Genomic DNA, 18,392 nt, shown 5'->3' with positions numbered 1-18,392 from the left:
TCCCCGTAGGAAGAAATAGAGAATTTATTTAAAACAGCATAAGTTATCAGAAAGAAATGGGACAGGTTCGCTCATTTTTTAACTTTGCAACAGAATCCATTTTTCTATATACTAAAAATTCTCTAGCCAACAATTAGCTAATCTAATTTTCCTTTTTTTTCCTTAGCTCTATTAAAGGTACAATTTTTAACAGAATAATAAATCCCATAACCCCTATAAAAAAGCTAATAACTGTTGTTATTTCTATTGATGTTTTACTAAAAATCATTAATAAACAAGATGAAATTAAAGTACTAAATCTGTATGAGAGCTTATTCACAGCTACATAGGAACCTCGATACTCTTTAACTGCAATATCTCCCAAATATTGTTGAAATAGAGGGGCAAAAATTATTTCTCCTAATGTAATCATAAACATAATCAAAATTAATATATAAGCATTCGATAAAATTGGTAATATCGAATAACCAATCAAGTATAAAAATGAACCTATTATAAATAGTAGCTTTTCAAAATCCTTTTCTTTTTTCCAAAATGAAATCACTATAGATAGTACAACTATCAAACCTGTATTTACAGCTAACAATAACCCATAAAAATTCGAACCCGTTAAAATATCTCCAAATAGAACGTAGCTATTTTTTTGCATAGTTACTGAAATAAACTTTGTGAAATTAGTTTCTACAGAAAAAATCAAAATATTTGCAAGAAAATATAAGACAAATACTTTGTCTTTCATTACTATTCTATATCCTATCTTCTCAACAGATTTTGACGTTCTATCTATTTTAAATGTTTCATTTATGAAAACCATAGTAACAATCATGATTATTATACTTATTATAGTTAGAATAAGAAATAGTTGACTCATATAATTTTTAAAAAAAACAGACCCTAGTACTGCACCAAAAGCAAGAGATAGATTATTTATCCAATAAATCATTCTAAACATATCCTTTCTCTCATCGGGTGAGGATACGTCTAGAAGCATTGCTTCAGAAGCAGGACTATACAAACCATTAAAAAAATTTCTCATAATAAAGCACAGTGAAATTAAAATAGGTGAGAAAAATTTATTAGATGTACCAATCATAAATCCAATAAAAATTATTATTTTTATTAATTCGGTATACACCATTATTTTTTTTCTTCCAATTTTATCTGATAATTGACCACCCCACAAATTTCCTAATATAGCAAAGATAGTGCTGATTAATAAAATATAACCAGCATTGGATACACCAAATTTATCTGCCATATAAATTGTCATGAAAGGAAAAATCATATTTGTCACTAAATTATTAATAAAAATTATTATTATTCTAAGTTGAACATTTCTATGAAATCTAAAGAAAGACAATCTATCACTTCTCCCATATACAATTTTCTTTACTCCATTCATCAAATTTCCACATTTTGCTTTTTACATCTTCAAAACTGCTTCCCTTTATTATTGCAGAAATAACCTCAGAGGCACTTGAATCCCCTCCATTAAAGTAATTTCCTATTTTCTTTATTTTTGGTGCGTACATTACAACCCAATCAAATGGACACTCTTTATTAATATCTATCAATTTGCCTGATTGAAATGGTATAGTAATACCTCCATAAACATAATTTTCTTCAACTATTTTATGATTACTAATTGAATAATCATCATAAAGCTGTGCCTTAATACTTTCCACAAATAAATCTACTCCAGTTTTAGCTAAAAATGTCTCATTAATTTTAGTTCCACCAACTCTGCAAGCCGCTTCACAAAATATTAACTCATTATTTTTATAGAAAAATTCTATATGAAAAGCAAATGCATGTGCTGGAGTTTGCATATTTTGTAAAATCTTATTTGATTCCTCAATCAAATATGAATTCATTTCATCTTTATCATCTAACATTATTGAACCAACAAAAAGATTTTCTTTGTATGCTAAACAACCATTCTCATATTTAGAAGGTTTAGCTAGAATAATTTTGTTATTTTGAAAAATTCCATCAACATGAAACATCTCATTACCATCAATATATTCTTCAGCTAATAAAGGAAATTGCTTTTTCAAGATTTCAATACTTTGATGTTCTGTCAAAATATCCACACCAATTGCTCCTGCCCCATCTAATGGTTTTAAGACTAAAGGAAACCCTATATTGGAAATTGCTTGATCAATATCTTTCATATTTTCAATAAGCTGATATTTAGGCAACTTCACTTTTCCATTCAAAGTACTTTTCATTAAATATTTATCTCGAAATTGTAGAGCACTTCTTTCTGATTGTCCATCAATAAAAAGTTCATCTCTCAAGCGTCCAATTTTTTCTAAATCAAACTCATGTGTTGCAATTATCTTTTCAATCTTTTTAATTTTTGCTAGATCAGAAATATAGAGTTGAAGTCTATCATCTTTATAAAAGTCATCGATTATTACACGGTTTTGAAAAACATTTTTATAAGCATTTTTATTTTTGAGAGAAGTTATAAATATCACTTCTCCCTCGTACCCTTCAAATGCAGATTTATAATCTTTTAAACCATCTGAAAAATGGTTAATCACAATAATTGCCATTTTTTTCACTTCCTAAAATTTCATTAAAAACAGATACTTTATACTTATCAATTGTGTATTCATTTTTACATACATATCCTCCTGATATATATATATATAGTCTACCTTTCGATGTAAATGATATTAAATACTTTTTTCCATAGTTTTCAATTTTAAATTTTTTCATAGTTTCCTTTACATCTTTTACTTCTCCTATAAAGTTTACAGAAAAATTCATCTCTTCCCACTGCTCTTTAAAAAAAAGTTGCTCCGGCGTAAAGTAAGGATAATTTTCAAAAAGTATGTCTCTTATATTCAAACCTTTTTTATACTCAGACAATACCTTAAAAGCGCGTTTAGAAAAAAGCTCAATTGAATCGCCATGCTCCAGTTGAAATGGAAAAGTTGTATGCACATCGCCAATAGTAAAAGCTGCATCATAATCATCATAATTTCTTATATTAGAAATTATAGAGCCTGTTACTCGTGCTATTTTTGAATCTTCCATAACAATTTTACCAACTATATAAGCGGTTAATATAGAAAAATCATCACTCGTCAATAAACTTTCTACATTAAAACAAAGATACTGTATGTTTTTTTTATCCCTAGATGTATTAGACAATTTAAAAGAAACAGGCAATATACTTTTTATCATTTTTAAATTATAAGACTTATTTTTTTCTTTAACATAATTTATATATCTCTTATAGGAATATTTTTCTTCTAATTCCATTGGTACTTTCCCATCGTAATATATATCACTTACTATTCTAGCAAGTTGATTCATTCTAAACTGATCAATTACTAAATGCGCTACATAAAATCTCGTCTTATTTTCTTTGCAATTATAATTAATAAAAAATAATGGTACTGAGTCATTGGAAAACATGTAATCTGTTAATATTTCTATATTAATAAACTTTTCAGAAGTATAAATTATAGGTTCATATTCAGGAATTTTTTTGAACAAAATTTTCCCATTAGTTTTAGTAACTACAATCTTCATAATATCTATTTTAGATACCAATACTTTTATAATATCTTTCAAACTTGAAATATTTTTATTTTTATTCGTTTGTATCATAGGTAAATCAAAATAAAGAACTTCATAATATTTTTTATCCAAGTAATTCTTTTGTAAATATAAAGTATCAAATAGCTCTTCCAGTTTAGTATGTTGAGGCTTGAGTAATTCTTTTACATTAATTATATCCAATTCCGAATTGTTTTGGTTGTTAATTACTAATTCTTGTTTTTTTGAATTTTTTTCATGATAGATATATTCTATTAATCGATCAACATTTCTTATTAAATTCATATCACTATCATCTATTTTTATAGAAAATACTTCTTCAATTCTAGAACAAAACAATATGAATGAGATCGAATCCAAATCATTTATATCATTTTCAAAAAATTCTTCTGATAGAATAGCTACTATACAATTTTTCATAGAATCTGCTTCAAAATTCTCTTGATATTTGCGCTCCAATCCTAAAGAACTAATCAAAGCTTTCTTATTAACCTTTTGGTGATTGGTTAGAGGTATAGTATCTATAAAATGAAACTTAATATTATAATTTTTTTGAAAGTGCTGTGTTGCATATTTTAAAATATTCTCCTCATCTGCTGCCTCTTTTTTTAAGATAAAACAATGTATCTTTTTATTTTCAAAAATAGTAATACTTTTTTCTATAAAATTACTTTTCATTAAAGTAGAATCGATACCATCCAGCTCTATCCTAATTCCATTTACTTTAACTTGAGAATCTTTTCTACCACGATAATAAAGTAATCCAAATTTGCTTCGTATTACTTTATCACCAGTAACATAGTATTCTTTATCTTCTATCCATATAAATTTATCTTTATTTAGACTTGTATTTAAATATCCAGCACTTAATGTTTTACCACCTATAAGAAGTTCATTTTCTTTATCATAATTTAAATAAACTCCTTTGAGCGGTTTCCCTAATGGTATTTCTTCTACACTACTTAAATTTACTTCATGATATATAGCAAAAATAGTAGTTTCAGAAGGACCATATATATTTAAAACTTGTGTAGTGTTTGCTAATTTTTCTCGACATAAATTTTTCAAATAAGATGTAAAATACTCTCCACCAATAGTAACATTCTTAAGTTTTTTCAATTTATCTTTACTATTAATAGTTAATACGGCCTCTGCATAGCTTGGAACTAAGAAAGTATGAGTTACTTTTTTTTCAGAAATTAATTTACCTGTATCAATTATTTTGTCATGTGACTTTTGTCTAGGTTTATCAAAACATACATAACATCCCCCGGTAATCATTGGAAGAAAGATACCAAATAGTGATGCATCAAAAGTATATGGACTAGTATTTAAAAATTTTGAAGTTTCAACAAAATTGGTAATAGATATATATTGTTTTAACACATGTAATAATGCCGTTTCTTTTATCAGAACTTTTTTAGGTATCCCTGTTGTTCCCGATGTAGATACAATATAACAAATACCTTTATCATCACTTTGATCTATATATTCAAAATTATTACGACAATCATAAAGTTCATCTGATATAAATATAGTATTTTCTATATTTTCCTTATCTGTTAGAACAAAATCATACTCTACCTCTAAAATATTTTCCAAAGCTGTATAATAGTCTAAATCAATAGAAAGTGGTAATGGTATCTTTCCAGCTTTTAGTATTGCTAAAACAGCTGGAGTTATAAAAATATCATTTTCTATATAAAGTGGTACAATATCTGCTTCTTTATCCTTTATTTGAGTAGCAATATAATTACTTATATTATCTACTTCTAAAAAAGAATATACTCTTTTAGAAGACTCTAACATAGGTTTTTCTGGTACTTTTTCAACAAATCTATTAAATTCTTTCAATAAGTTTAACATTATTTTTTCCTTCACTACATTCAATTTTTTTAATCCATTTTTTTATATGTAAATTTAATGAAGGAATCTTATCTACTTCACTAGGTTCTATAAATTTCCAATCATCAAATTCAGTATCATCAATTTTTAAATCAGAAATATCTTCTAATTCTGAAAAATAAAGATAAACAATTCTTTTATGCTCTTTATTTATAAAACTATAATCAAGATATTCAACATTTTTTAGTTGGATATTAGTTTCTTCTTGGCATTCTCGTAAAATTGCTTCCTCTATCCCCTCATTGTGTTTTACTTTTCCAGCTGGTATATTCCAAATTCCAGGTGCAACTTTAGCATTTAAGCTTCTTTGACAAATCAAATACTTTCCATTATATCTGAGAAGGACTTCAACAGCAAATCTAAAATTGTCATCTTTAAATCGCTTCGACATATTATAATGTAAATCAGATAATAATGATATTGCTTCTTTATGTTTTGAAATATTAGAATAAGATTTTTTGCTTAAAAAATAATCTCTTAGTATATCAAATCTAGCAACTTCATTTTGTCCTAAATAATAATTTCTTTCATCATTATTATTTAAATTTAATTTTTCAAAAGTTTTACCACCAATTATAGCACTATTTCTAAAAACTAAAATGTCAAAATGGTCTAAACCACCAATACTATTATCATCAATTTTACCTTCCCCAACTTCAGAAGACTGATAACTCAAAACTTTAATATTCAATAAAGGACCTACAGTTATATCAACAAATTCATGTCTAATCCTACCATTTCCTTTATAAGTATCTTCTGGTAAATCAAACCATGCTCGTTTTGAAAATCCAGATTGAGAAAGCTCTAAATGAGCCGTTGTAATTATATTCTCATCATTATCTTTATAGTCAACAATTGCAGAAATATCAAATTCTCCAAAATTTCTAACAATGTTAAGATTTTCATAATATTCGTTTTTATCAAAAAAACCCAATTTTTCATTAAATTTTTTTCCAAAGTATGAATAAAAATCATTTGGTCTATAATCCGTTGACATTACGCTTTTATGATGATATGAGAATCCATTTTCTTCATTAATTTCGATGAAGAATGATAATAAATCTAAAAAATGATATCCACTATGCATTAATTTTCCATAGCCATATTTATAAGGATGATTTTCTCTAAATACGGTTTCTGACGGCATACTCCATGTACCGTCTGAATGGGAAATTGTGATTTTATTTATTGGTACTTTATATTCTTGTACAACATCGCTAATTATTTTTCTTATAGCTCTATATCCCTTATGTGCTCGTCTTTGTGTCTGGATTTCAAACATTTCCGAATTACTATTCTCAAAATTTTCTAATAATTCATCATATTCTTCTGAAATAAGGCTTGAACCCTGAAATGTATTTGTATATAAAGGTGTAGTAATAGGTTTGTCACACATAATATCAAGACCATACTTTAAACAAAAATCAATATACATTTTATGACTTCTTGGTTCAGTAGATATGATTACTTTTTTTATATTATTTTCTTTAACAGTCTTATATAATATTAACTCATCTTCTTCTGATAATTCTTTGTTGTTTCTAACAGAATTATTTAACAGAATCAGTTCGTACTTTAACTCAGTTTTGTTTAGAATTGATTCAACTTTCTCTTTTTCAGTGACTAAATCAACAACAATGACTTTATCGATATACGTTTCATTTTGTAAAAATTCCAAATATATTCTTTTTGCATGTGGTCCTAAACCAATAAGTAAACAATTCATTAAAACATCTCCTATTTTTAATCTTTTTCTAATGTAGCATATTAGAAAAAACATTTCAATCAAATAACAATACAAATAGAAATTTTATTATTCTATCCAAACTATATTAATTGAATTTTTATTAAAAATCTAATTGAAACACCAGTTTTATTAACTAACTATCAAAATACCACAAAATCAATACTTGATAACATATTGATAACACTTGATGGTAGAACTGGTCATTTAAATTAATTTTAAAACCTCCAAAACTCTTTAAAATTAATAACTCCCCTCTTAGTAATATTCATTAATTTTTGAGTGGGAATAGTAAGGAAGCAGCAGAAAAAAATTGGGAGTTAGCACAAAAACAATTATAAGATTCATAAAAAAATCACGGAAATAATTTAATCCGTGATTTTTCAATATGCGTATAAAAGTAATTTCCATGTTAATCTATAATTGATTTTCAAGAAGAGGCTTGTTTTAGATTTTTTGTAAGTTTGTCAATTTTTATCTTTCTGTAATCAAAACCTAGTTCTTTCATTACCATTTCCCAGCTCATGTTCATTCACCGCATAATGGTAATTATCCAATTTCTCTGGCTTTTTTACTTATCTGGAGACTTTTGAGTCAGCCTCTTTACAAATTAATTTATATCTATTGATTTATTCAGATTGATAAGTCTAAAATACCAGTTTAAAAGACTTTTGCCTAGAATATAGACATATCAAATGATATCCTCCAAGTCTTTAATACTTTAGTAAGCTCCAACAAAGGTCCCACGATCAGGCTCTCTCATATTTTTTAACCACTGCTTTATGTTATCTCTTTCCACACCAATAATCTTTCTATCTCTTACAGCAGTTATTGTTTTTGCTCCTAGAGCTAAGCGATTAGTTGTAACCATAAATCCTTTTTCAGCATTTTGATCCTGAACATCATACGCAAAAGCTTTTACAAACTCGATGTCTACAGGATTCTTCCATCTCTTACATTGAACAAGGCGCAACGTATTAGGGTCTTTTGAATCAGACCAGATTCTAATATCTACACCACCATCATTAGTACCTTTTCCCAGTTCGACTTCGTATCCATGCTTAAGAAAAAATTCTGCAGTAAGTTCTTCAAACTTTCTCCAATGTATTTTATCAATATTTGTAAATTGGCTATTCAAATATTTGATATACCTCTGATCAAAAAAATGTCCATCTGGAGCAATAGTCGACTTCTCATTGAATAGTTGTTGCAATTCAATAATATCATCAAAAATCTGCGTATCCGTCCAAACGCTATTATTAATTCCGAATCCAATTGATGAAATGAATTCATGAGCAAACATTTTTTCTTCAAAAGAAAGATTATTATACGAAGAGGAATTGAAATAATTGTCAAACCTCAATAGCTTTTCTCCAAGACCAACAATTCGTTTACTCTCTAAATTGATATATTCTATTAGTTCTTCAGCAATATTCTGAAGGTTATTTTCATTTTCCCTTCCTATAGTAGATCGCATAAGGTCTATGGTTGAAAAAGAGGGCCTGCTTTCAAAAATCCCCAAATTTATAGCTAAATTTTCAATTAAGTCTTCTACCTCTTCAGAACGAATTCTTAAAGGATGATTTTCTTGTGAAGAAAAAATTTTTTTGTAATTATCTGGAACATGGGTGTTAAGTTCTTCCTTCGTAAGAGCTAATCCCCCCTTCTGGCCCACCCATTCTTCACATTGAGCCTTTAGTTCGAAAAGATTTGTATTGATTGCCATAAGTATCCACCTCTTCATTTTTATTATAAGACTATTATACATATATCTATTTATATTTAAAAACGGTACTCCGAACTATAACAATGAAAAAATCCTCTTTTGTAAATTTGCACATCACATAAAAAATAAGATTCTTATATTAGTATAGGATGTTCAACTAAAAAGCCAATAAATTTCAAAAAAAGACTATCATTCACTGATTTGCTTTTCCTGTAAATCGAGTACTTATTGTACTACTATGAATCATTTGAAAAATATCAAAGTCAAATTAATTGATTCAATCCAATAGACTGAATCAATTAATAAGATAAAAGAGTACATCGATTATATGCTAACTCTAACCTCTTATTAAAAACGACTTTGTTTCAAATTTTTAGTGAGTTTTCCGACCTTGATTTTTCTATAGTCAAAACCAAGTTCCTGCATTAACAATTCCCAGCTTATATTCATCTGCCGCATAATGGTAGATGGGGAAGGAAGGCTTGTTTTATCGTAACACTTTTCAAATTCGGTTCTCGACAAGCTTTCAGCTAAACCTAGTCTTTCTATTTCATCGTGAATTAGCTTCAGTAATTCAAAATTAGTATACTTATCTACGTTTTTTTCATCTTGAAATAGAAAATTCACATCACCGAACCTTTTTTTTAGCGTAGATAGTGACGGCATATTTTTTCCCACTATTTCTTTTTCGTACTTTCTATGTGAGCAAATTTCATTTTCTTTTATGAACTTCTTAGTCATTAGCTCAAGATTAGAATTACTAAGGGCATTCCATCGGTACCTCTCATAAGGCATTTTCCCTAATATTTGTAAAAGATTATCCCATGATTTAAAGCGTGTATTAATAAACCAAATACTGGGAGCTGTTTGAGGCTGTTCTTTGAGTTTACTTTGGTATTGTCTTACTGATTGAACTTCATTTTTATTGATGAAATCCTGAATGATACCCAAGAGTTGAAAATCATTCATTTCCTTCCAAACTATTCTTTTATCATTTAACTGCATCTGTTAGATTCTCCTTTGAAAGTACTTATAAGAATCCTGCGATATTTGCTTTTGTGCAACTGAGTTTGCTGCAATGGTTTTTCTTTCCGATTTGAGCACCCACAACTTCAAAGATGCACAATTCGGTAATCGTTTTGGTATTTCAGGAATGATTTTTGTAGTCAGCCCAATCCTTAATTTATCCCATTTTTGACTACACTGGTAGTCAAAGTGGGATAATCTAGGGGAATTTGAGAAAAAAAGCGATCTTTAGAAAAAAAGAGCAAAAGAAAAAGTCCTTGTTTACCAAGGACTTTCGCAGGTTGTACTTCAACAGGAAATCTAAAAACTTGCCTATCTTCTGATTTCTTTGATACGAGCTGCTTTTCCGTGTAATGCACGCAGGTAGTACAGTTTCGCACGACGTACTTTACCATAACGAACTACTTCGATTTGTGCAACACGTGGTGTGTGAACTGGGAATGTACGCTCAACGCCTACACCACCTGAGATTTTACGAACAGTGTAAGTTTCGCTGATTCCAGCTCCGCGGCGTTTGATTACAACACCTTCAAAAATCTGGATACGTTCACGAGTACCCTCGACAACTTTCGCATGAACACGTACTGTGTCCCCAGGGCGAAATGCCGGAATGTCTGAACGTAGTTGTTCTTTTGTTAATTCTTCAATTAATGGATTCATGTTATCCTTCTCCTTATACCAAATATTCTTATGAATAATCTTTCACAGCGGAATATCGTAATAGATGAACACTTTTGCGCTCACTAAAATATTGTAGCACAGAGCCTTTCCTATGTAAAGAATGTTTTTTTGACTTTACCCATTTCTCGCTAAACTCCCTATTATATCAGCAGTTACAGAATCTATTTTCTAAACAAATAAAATACACTTCGAAATACTGTTAGTTCAATGATTTTCTGCATTACTTTCAAAAATTGAGGTAAATTCAAATGTTTTTTGAAGGAGAGTAAGACAGAAATAAAGTTCTAAACTTTCTTCACATCTACCCCCGAATAAACGGCGGTACAACCTATCCTGTCAGAAGTGCTCTTACTTTAGCTTTATTTTACTGCTTAATTATTTTCTTAGAAATTTTTTCAGTTGAACAGACCATTCATTAACTAAGCTTCGCTTTCTTCCACTATAATTTCTTTCAGCATCTTCTCCATATGATCCGTCATTTCCAGTTGCTCAAGCATGTCAGGTCTTCTCAAATACGTTCTTCTTAAGGATTCTTTCAACTGCCATTCTTCAATCAGCTTGTGATTTCCGTTTGTCAAAACTTCTGGGACAGACATTCCTTTGAATTCTGCCGGTCTGGTATATTGAGGATGCTCCAATAAGCCTGTTGAATGTGAATCTGTTTGCGCGGATAAATTATTCCCTAAAACTTCCGGAAGCAAACGTACTGTGGCATCGACCATCACCATCGCCCCCAGCTCTCCGCCAGTCAGCACATAATCACCAAGCGACACTTCATCCGTTACCAGTGTCCGAATCCGTTCATCATAGCCTTCATAGTGCCCGCAAATAAAAATCAGGTGCTCCTCCTTCGAAAACTCTTCTGCCATTTTCTGGTCAAAAGGTTTGCCTGCAGGATCAAGTAAAACAACCCTCTTCTTTGTTTCGGGGGCGGTTTCTTCGATCGCTTCAACCGCAGAAAAAATTGGCTGTGCCTTAAGCAGCATGCCTGCTCCGCCTCCATAAGGATAGTCATCTACGGTCTGATGCTTGTTGTCTGAATACTCTCTGAAATTATGAACATTGATCTTCAACAGTTCCTTTTCAACTGCTTTACCAATAATTGACTCGCCTAAAGGTCCTTCAAACATTCTGGGAAACAGTGTAAGGATATCAATTTTCATCGTCGATCAGTCCTTCCGGAATTTCAACAATAATTTCTCCATTATCCAAATCAACTTTTTTCACCACCGATTCAATATAAGGCAGTAATAAATCCTTTTTCTTCACACGCTGAACCACCCAGACATCGTTGGCACCAGGCGAAAGAATTTCTTTTACTTTGCCAAGTTCATTTCCTTCTTCATCTATCACTTTCAGACCAATGATTTCATGATAATAAAATTCATCTTCTTCCAGTTCACCGATCTGATCCTTCGCAATTTTCAAAATACCATCACGATACTTTTCTACATCATTGATGTTTGAATGATCTTCAAAGCTGACGATGTCAAAGTTTTTATGCTTTCTATGACTTTTAATAACAAGTTCAATCGGCTTTTTCCCATCCTGAAATAATGTGAGCATGGCCCCTTTTTTATAACGAAGCTCAGGAAAATCTGTTTGAGAAATCACTCTGACCTCTCCTTTAATTCCCTGTGTGTTTACTATTTTTCCAACATTTAAATATTCTGTCACTTAGATACCCTCATTTCCTTCATAATCTTTTTTATTCTATCATTTTTATTACTTGAATACTATGAACAACCCACTTAAAAATTCAGATAGAATATATCCGCAGGTTTTCGATCTGTGCATGAAGAAACTGATTCGTCAGTTTTTTTCCATTTTCTCTTCTAACAACCTATGATTTCTTCTCTGTCTCAGTCATTTGTTCCACATCCCCAGGGCAAAAGCATGAAGAAAGTAATAGTAAAAATCAGATCATTAATTTTCTGAATTCAACATTTCTCTATTATTTCCCATTCACTTTTGTTGATAGCAGATAATCAATAAAAAAAATACATGGTTATTACGTACCAATTTCAAATTTTCTGATCAATAATCATGTATTTTAGATATTTCAGAAACCTTTCTGTAGTTTCAAAAAAATATTTCTTCATGCTTTTGTCGTGTCTACATCCCTAAAAACGCTTCCACCCCTTCTTATTTTAGAGTAAAATGGAAGTATTAGTATAAAAATCAATTTTAATAATTGGGTCTAAAGTTTGATGTCCGGCTAAAAAAAAGAAGGTATACTGATTTTAGATATTGAGTTCTTACAACTTTGTTACTCAACTATGCAGGCTGACAGTGCTACAATAAATACAGCGAGATAGAGACACAATGACAACAGGGAGATGAAACAGATGAGTATTAGCCTTTCAAGAAAAATAATCCAAATGGTTTCTTTTTTAGGAATCCTTGCAACTATAGCAATAACGATCTACTTTTTTAAACTGGGCGTCTTTAAAGATATTAATGCTATGAGAGGCTTGGTCGGTGATTCAATCTTTCTCGGACCATTGATATTCATCTTTATTCAGATCATTCAAGTCGTCATCCCGATCATTCCAGGAGGAATCAGCTGTGCGGCCGGCGTTCTGATTTTTGGTCCAGTTGCCGGATTTATATACAACTATGTAGGAATTTTTATTGGTTCAGTTATTATATTCCTTTTGAGCAAGCAATATGGAAAACCATTAATTCTAAGTCTGATCAGTGATAAAACCTATAATAACTATATTGGCTGGGTTGATAATGACAAACACTTTGAGCGATTGTTCACTTTTGCAATCTTCTTTCCGTTTTCACCAGATGATGCACTTTGCCTAATGGCAGGATTAACAAAAATGACATTGAAAAAGTTTGTTATGATTATGATTTTCGCTAAGCCCTTTTCCATTATTATTTACAGTTTGGTATTAATTTATGGAGGAACTTTCTTGAACTCTTTACTGGGCTTTTAAACAGAAAAAAATTATAATAATATAGAAAGAAAGAGGTTGTAACAGAAGTGTTCTGCCTCAAGAACCAGGTAGGTATCATGCATCATCTACTCTGACGAGTCAGTCGTAGTGATTTATGACAATAAGGTGGAATATACGAAAATTGTCAAGGAACACTAGTCATAATATGACTAGCTGTGAATTGATACCTCCCTGGAGCTACTCATATTTTCAGTATAGTTCGCCTTATTTCCAGAACTGCTGTCTCTACGAGTCTAACGATTCTCGAGACAAAACATTACGCTGTATCCGTTTTTCTGAGTCTACGGTTCTCACTACACTTCGTTTCGATCTCATCAATTTCTAAACGGCAGAGCCATTAAGAATTGAAGGACTTCGTTCCGATCCTCGAAGCATGGGGGGGCTTTGCTTCTACGCTTCTTCGAATGCTCGAATCATACAAAGACTGGAACACCGTTTATTCGGCTTTAGCGGAGTCAGACATACTTATGTCACAGTCCATTTTAAACGGAAGAATCAGGTTGTGACAATCTTTGTTTGTCTTGCGTTGCCAACGCCTTTTCAAATAGACACATTATCAAACAATGTGAGACTCCTAGAGACAAGGCTTTTCTTTAGTATAGGGAATTCCGGGAGAATTGCCAGTCCCTCTGGCGTAGGAACTTCTAGTGGGATGGTATGTGTCCGACGAGCTATTGAATTTGACAAAATTCATCCAATGAATTGGAGGGCATTGCCAGTCCCTCTGGTGTAGGAACTTCTAGTGGGATGGTATGTGTCCGACGAGCCATTGAATTTGATAAAATTCATCCAGAGAATTGGAGGGCATTGCCAGTCCCTCTGGCGTAGGAACTTCTAGTGGGATGGTATGTGTCCGACGAGCCATTGAATTTGACAAAATTCATCCAATGAATTGGTGGGCATTGCCAGTCCCTCTGGCGTAGGAACTTCTAGTGGGATGGTATGTGTCCGACGAGCTATTGAATTTGACAAAATTCATCCAATGAATTGGAGGGCATTGCCAGTCCCAACTATTGTAGGAACTTCTAGTGGGATGGTATGTGTCCGACGAGCCATTGAATTTGATAAAATTCACCCAGAGAATTGGAGGGCATTGCCAGCCCCTCTGGCGTAGGAACTTCTAGTGGGATGGTATGTGTCCGACGAGCCATTGAATTTGATAAAATTCATCCAATGAATTGGAGGACATTGCTAGTCCCCACTATTGCAGGAACAGCTAATAGAATGGTATGAGCAGCTCTGATGGAGAGAATTTGTCAGAATTTATTCCATATACAAATAGATAGCTGTATGCGAAACGACGATCTGTTGAATGCATAGACATTTACCTAAAATAGTAGATAGCTAACCGCAGGGACATACAAAGACTGAAATACCGTTTATTCGGTTTTAGGAGGCTGGGCATACTAATGTCTCCCCCCTCCCCCATTTTGATGAGAATTGGAAGGACGATTTATGAATTATTGGAAAAATAGTTTAGTTAACATTATTGATTTTTTACGAAGTACAACATCGTATTTTCGTGATGTCTTTTTACTTCATGGTTTTATGCTCTTTATTCTTTTACCTGCTTTGTCAAGCCTGACAAAATTTATTCTGCGGCAGGGAAGCATTAACTATATATCTTCAGATGCGCTGGGTCTTCTTTTTCAGAAACATCCTTTTGTTCTTACAGCACTGGTATTACTGCTGACGGCTATTCTGGTTATTGTCTTTTTTGAATTTACTTTTCTACTGCTAAGTGTCTTTTTTATTAAAAAGAAAGAACCAATTACATTAAAACAGCTGTTACGCGGCACTTTTTATCAGCTGAAAAAAATTAAAGCAAGTACTATTTTGTTTTTTCTGTTTTATTTTTTTCTGATTTTGCCAATCAGCGGATTAGGCTTTAACTCAGATTTGCTTTCCAAAATTAAAATTCCAGCTTTCATTCTAGATTATATTTTTGCCAATCGTGTCATCATTGTTGCATCCGTACTTATCCTGTACCTGATACTGATCTATCTGGCTATTCGTTTGATTTTTGCATTACCTGAAATGATTTTGCGGGATTTATCTTTTAAAGAAGCCGTAACCGAGAGCTGGCACAGTACAAAACAAAACTTCTTCAAAATTATCGGACAATTTATCTTTATCGAAGGAACCATCCTCTTAATATCAGCATTAAGCTATGCGCTGATTTTTGTTATTCAGTCAGCGATTGAAACGCACTTCTCTGCTTATGCATTGCCAAGTGCCGTTATCGCCATGACTTTTTTACAGGGAATGTATCTGCTGAATATTGTTTTTTCAACGGTTGGAATTTTCTATATCACAATTGATTTTATGGATGACGAAGGCTTTCTTCCTGCTTTGCCCTCATGGTTTAAACAAGAAGAAAAAACAGAACCTCACTGGTCTTTTGGCAAAGTGATGGCTTTTGCGGCTGCGGCTGTTATCTTCGGAATTGGTGTTGGAACGTATAATACGAACTACCTAAGCAACCACTCAATTAAGGAGCCTCTGACAATTTCTCATAGAGGGGTAGATAATGGAAATGCCGTTCAAAACAGCCTGGATGCGCTAAAAAAAACAAGCCAGCTACACCCATCTTATATTGAAATGGATATACAAGAAACAAAGGATAAAAAGTTTGTGGTCATGCATGACTTTAACCTAAAAGCTCTCACTGGTGTAAAAAAACGACCAAATCAGCTGACTCTGACCGAGCTCCAGAATCTGACTGTTGTAGAAAATGGCATGGAAGCGCCAGTTGTTTCTTTTGATGACTATCTAGCAGAAGCTAAAAAGCTTCATCAGCCATTATTAATTGAAATCAAAGCGACTTCACAGGACAGCCCCGATATGATTGATCGATTTATCGAAGACTATCGGGAAATTATTTTATCGGAAAAACATATTATCCATACCTTGACATTTGATATTGCTCAGAAGCTGAAAGAAAAAGAACCTGAATTTTATGTCGGCTACATTTTACCTTTTAATATTGTCGGACCGCCGATTTCCAAAGTTGATTTTTTCACGATGGAATATACAACTCTTAACAAAAATTTTGTGGAAGCCGTTCATACTGATGACAAAAAGGTTTATGCATGGACAGCAAATGATGAAGGTACCATGACCCGGATGATATTTTATGGAGTAGACGGAATCATTACAGATAATATGACACTATTAAAAGAAACGATAAGAACTGACTTAACGGAACCAACATATTCTGATAAACTCTTTTACTTTATAACAGGAATTGGATAATAAAAAAGAACCCCATCCTCGAAACGCAGCTGCAAGGCTGCTGATTGGAGAATGGGGCTATTGAATTATGATGGTTGGATATTGTATCTGTAGGCATTCATATTCTTCTGTACTTATACCTACTATTCTACTTCTTCCCAGCCATCCTAGTTTTTCCTTCCTGACACATATACAGGAGCGGGCAAACCTCACATTTGGGATTTCTTGCCAGACAGTGATATCGCCCAAAGAAAATCATCGTGTGATGTGTCTTTACCCACAGCTGCTTCGGCACTTTTTTCATCAGCGTGTCTTCCACTTCCGTTACACTGGCATCCAGCTTACAGATTCTCAAGCGTTTTGAGACTCTTTCAACGTGAGTGTCAACTGCAATAGCCGGTTCACCAAACGCATCACCCATCACCACATTTGCTGTCTTTCTGCCCACTCCCGGGAGCGTCACAAGCTCTTCTCGGGTTTTCGGTACTTCTCCATTAAAGCGTTCAATCAGCTGCTGAGCACAGGCTTTGATATTCTTTGCCTTGTTTCGATACAGTCCGATTGTTTTTATTTTACTGATAATCTCATCAATTGATGCAGCTGCCAGAAGTTCAGGTGTTGGAAAAGCTGCAAATAAAGCAGGTGTTGCCTTGTTTACTGAGACATCTGTTGCCTGGGCACTGAGAATGACAGCAATCAGCAGCTGAAAAGGGTCCTGATGCTTCAGCTCACACGCCGCATCAGGAAACATCTCATACATTATTCCAATGGCTTCCATTGTTTTAGCTTTAGAAATCATTTATTGCCTCCTTTAGTCCCGGCTGTCTTCTGGATTCAGCCAGTTATGCAGGGTCACTTTAGGCAAAGGTTCATTTGTGCTGGTTTCTGCTTCAATTTCTTTCTGCTGCAGCGCCTGCTTTCTTTTCTTCTGGTCTTCAATAACCTGCTCTTTCGTCTGGATATTTTTTCGTTCCCATGCCAGCAGAATCCTGTCGATATACTTCAGACTGTATGCCTGATTCAAAACTGCTTCTCTTAAGGCAAGGTGAATAAGCTCTGGTTTATAACCATCTGTTTCCAGCCACTGACCGATCATTTCCAACTCAATCGGTGAAAGGGGGCGCGAAAATTCTTTTTCAAAATCCCGGTACAGCTTATTAATGATCTGCTCTTCTGTCTGCTGTTCAGTGAATGACTTTTGTTTCTGCTGAACAGCTGCAATCTTTTGAAAAGCAGGAAGCAAATCATAGGTGTCCATCATTTGTCCCTGTTCATTCTGTTTGGTATCAATTCGAATGTATCCCTTGGAAACCAGTTCATTTAACAACTGATAGATTCGTTCTTTGGGTTTATCCATGATACCGCTGATTGATAACAGATCCGGGAATAGGTCCCCCTTGGATTGAGAACGATAGAGCTGCAGCCAAAACAAAAATTCCTCATCGCTCAGTCCTATCTTTCGATAATTCTCAATGATCAAATTTGAAACAACCGTTTCCCCAGCCTGTAAATACTCTTCAATCGAAAGCAT

Annotated in this window: 12 protein-coding genes and 1 pseudogene; 2 read left to right on the top strand and 11 right to left on the bottom strand. The window is 32.6% G+C overall.

Going from position 1 to position 18,392, the window contains the following annotated elements:
• Positions 1–142 precede the first annotated feature (142 nt).
• The 9 genes from IW492_RS04230 to rimM form a co-directional block, all read right to left on the bottom strand.
• Positions 143–1,402, bottom strand: a complete 1,260-nt coding sequence (locus tag IW492_RS04230) for an MFS transporter (protein WP_202065665.1) — start codon at positions 1,400–1,402, stop codon at positions 143–145.
• Complete coding sequence (locus IW492_RS04225; RefSeq protein ID WP_202065664.1) at positions 1,365–2,561, bottom strand: ATP-grasp domain-containing protein; 1,197 nt, start codon at positions 2,559–2,561, stop codon at positions 1,365–1,367. Before IW492_RS04225 ends, IW492_RS04230 begins: the two co-directional genes overlap by 38 nt.
• Entirely contained in the window at positions 2,542–5,442 is a 2,901-nt protein-coding gene (locus IW492_RS04220; protein WP_202065663.1) for a non-ribosomal peptide synthetase, read from the bottom strand. The genes IW492_RS04225 and IW492_RS04220 overlap by 20 nt, the downstream gene beginning before the upstream one ends.
• Complete coding sequence (locus IW492_RS04215; RefSeq protein WP_202065662.1) at positions 5,417–7,207, bottom strand: NUDIX domain-containing protein; 1,791 nt, start codon at positions 7,205–7,207, stop codon at positions 5,417–5,419. The genes IW492_RS04220 and IW492_RS04215 overlap by 26 nt, the downstream gene beginning before the upstream one ends.
• Positions 7,208–7,946: 739 nt before the next feature.
• Positions 7,947–8,951, bottom strand: a complete 1,005-nt coding sequence (locus tag IW492_RS04210) for a restriction endonuclease (RefSeq protein WP_202065661.1) — start codon at positions 8,949–8,951, stop codon at positions 7,947–7,949.
• A gap of 348 nt (positions 8,952–9,299) precedes the next feature.
• Positions 9,300–9,956, bottom strand: a complete 657-nt coding sequence (locus IW492_RS17965) for a hypothetical protein (protein WP_236671780.1) — start codon at positions 9,954–9,956, stop codon at positions 9,300–9,302.
• Between the two features lie 333 nt (positions 9,957–10,289).
• On the bottom strand, positions 10,290–10,637 hold the full coding sequence (rplS, locus tag IW492_RS04200; RefSeq protein ID WP_202065660.1) for a 50S ribosomal protein L19: 348 nt from the start codon (positions 10,635–10,637) through the stop codon (positions 10,290–10,292).
• 440 nt (positions 10,638–11,077) lie between these two features.
• Entirely contained in the window at positions 11,078–11,821 is a 744-nt protein-coding gene (gene trmD / locus IW492_RS04195) for a tRNA (guanosine(37)-N1)-methyltransferase TrmD (protein ID WP_202065659.1), read from the bottom strand.
• Entirely contained in the window at positions 11,811–12,335 is a 525-nt protein-coding gene (gene rimM / locus IW492_RS04190) for a ribosome maturation factor RimM (protein ID WP_202065658.1), read from the bottom strand. Before rimM ends, trmD begins: the two co-directional genes overlap by 11 nt.
• Before the next feature lie 881 nt (positions 12,336–13,216).
• On the opposite strand from rimM, the pseudogene IW492_RS04185 reads away from it, so the two are divergent.
• Both IW492_RS04185 and IW492_RS04180 read left to right on the top strand, forming a co-directional pair.
• Positions 13,217–13,606, top strand: a pseudogene (locus tag IW492_RS04185) (TVP38/TMEM64 family protein); the annotation flags it as partial.
• A 1,476-nt stretch (positions 13,607–15,082) separates the two neighbouring features.
• On the top strand, positions 15,083–16,882 hold the full coding sequence (locus tag IW492_RS04180; RefSeq protein ID WP_202065656.1) for a glycerophosphoryl diester phosphodiesterase membrane domain-containing protein: 1,800 nt from the start codon (positions 15,083–15,085) through the stop codon (positions 16,880–16,882).
• A 127-nt stretch (positions 16,883–17,009) separates the two neighbouring features.
• Here the strand turns inward: IW492_RS04180 and nth are convergent, their stop codons facing one another.
• A complete protein-coding gene (gene nth, locus IW492_RS04175; protein ID WP_202065655.1) occupies positions 17,010–17,660 on the bottom strand; it encodes an endonuclease III in 651 nt (216 codons plus the stop codon).
• Positions 17,661–17,672: 12 nt separating this feature from the next.
• Positions 17,673–18,392 carry a DnaD domain protein gene (locus tag IW492_RS04170; RefSeq protein ID WP_202065654.1) on the bottom strand — a complete coding sequence of 240 codons (720 nt, stop codon included), beginning with the start codon at positions 18,390–18,392 and terminating at the stop codon, positions 17,673–17,675.

Origin of the sequence: Enterococcus sp. BWB1-3, from assembly GCF_016745275.1 — a bacterium.
Classification (GTDB): domain Bacteria; phylum Bacillota; class Bacilli; order Lactobacillales; family Enterococcaceae; genus Enterococcus_L.
This window is presented reverse-complemented; position numbering and strand designations above follow the sequence as displayed.

What these genes read in the sequence shown, in the direction of transcription:
- IW492_RS04230 (WP_202065665.1), bottom strand. Translation starts at nt 1,402, where the DNA reads ATGAATGGAGTAAAGAAAATTGTATATGGGAGAAGTGATAGATTGTCT.
- IW492_RS04225 (WP_202065664.1), bottom strand. Translation starts at nt 2,561, where the DNA reads ATGGCAATTATTGTGATTAACCATTTTTCAGATGGTTTAAAAGATTAT.
- IW492_RS04220 (WP_202065663.1), bottom strand. Translation starts at nt 5,442, where the DNA reads ATGTTAAACTTATTGAAAGAATTTAATAGATTTGTTGAAAAAGTACCA.
- IW492_RS04215 (WP_202065662.1), bottom strand. Translation starts at nt 7,207, where the DNA reads ATGAATTGTTTACTTATTGGTTTAGGACCACATGCAAAAAGAATATAT.
- IW492_RS04210 (WP_202065661.1), bottom strand. Translation starts at nt 8,951, where the DNA reads ATGGCAATCAATACAAATCTTTTCGAACTAAAGGCTCAATGTGAAGAA.
- IW492_RS17965 (WP_236671780.1), bottom strand. Translation starts at nt 9,956, where the DNA reads ATGCAGTTAAATGATAAAAGAATAGTTTGGAAGGAAATGAATGATTTT.
- rplS (WP_202065660.1), bottom strand. Translation starts at nt 10,637, where the DNA reads ATGAATCCATTAATTGAAGAATTAACAAAAGAACAACTACGTTCAGAC.
- trmD (WP_202065659.1), bottom strand. Translation starts at nt 11,821, where the DNA reads ATGAAAATTGATATCCTTACACTGTTTCCCAGAATGTTTGAAGGACCT.
- IW492_RS04180 (WP_202065656.1), top strand. Translation starts at nt 15,083, where the DNA reads ATGAATTATTGGAAAAATAGTTTAGTTAACATTATTGATTTTTTACGA.
- nth (WP_202065655.1), bottom strand. Translation starts at nt 17,660, where the DNA reads ATGATTTCTAAAGCTAAAACAATGGAAGCCATTGGAATAATGTATGAG.
- IW492_RS04170 (WP_202065654.1), bottom strand. Translation starts at nt 18,392, where the DNA reads ATGCTTTCGATTGAAGAGTATTTACAGGCTGGGGAAACGGTTGTTTCA.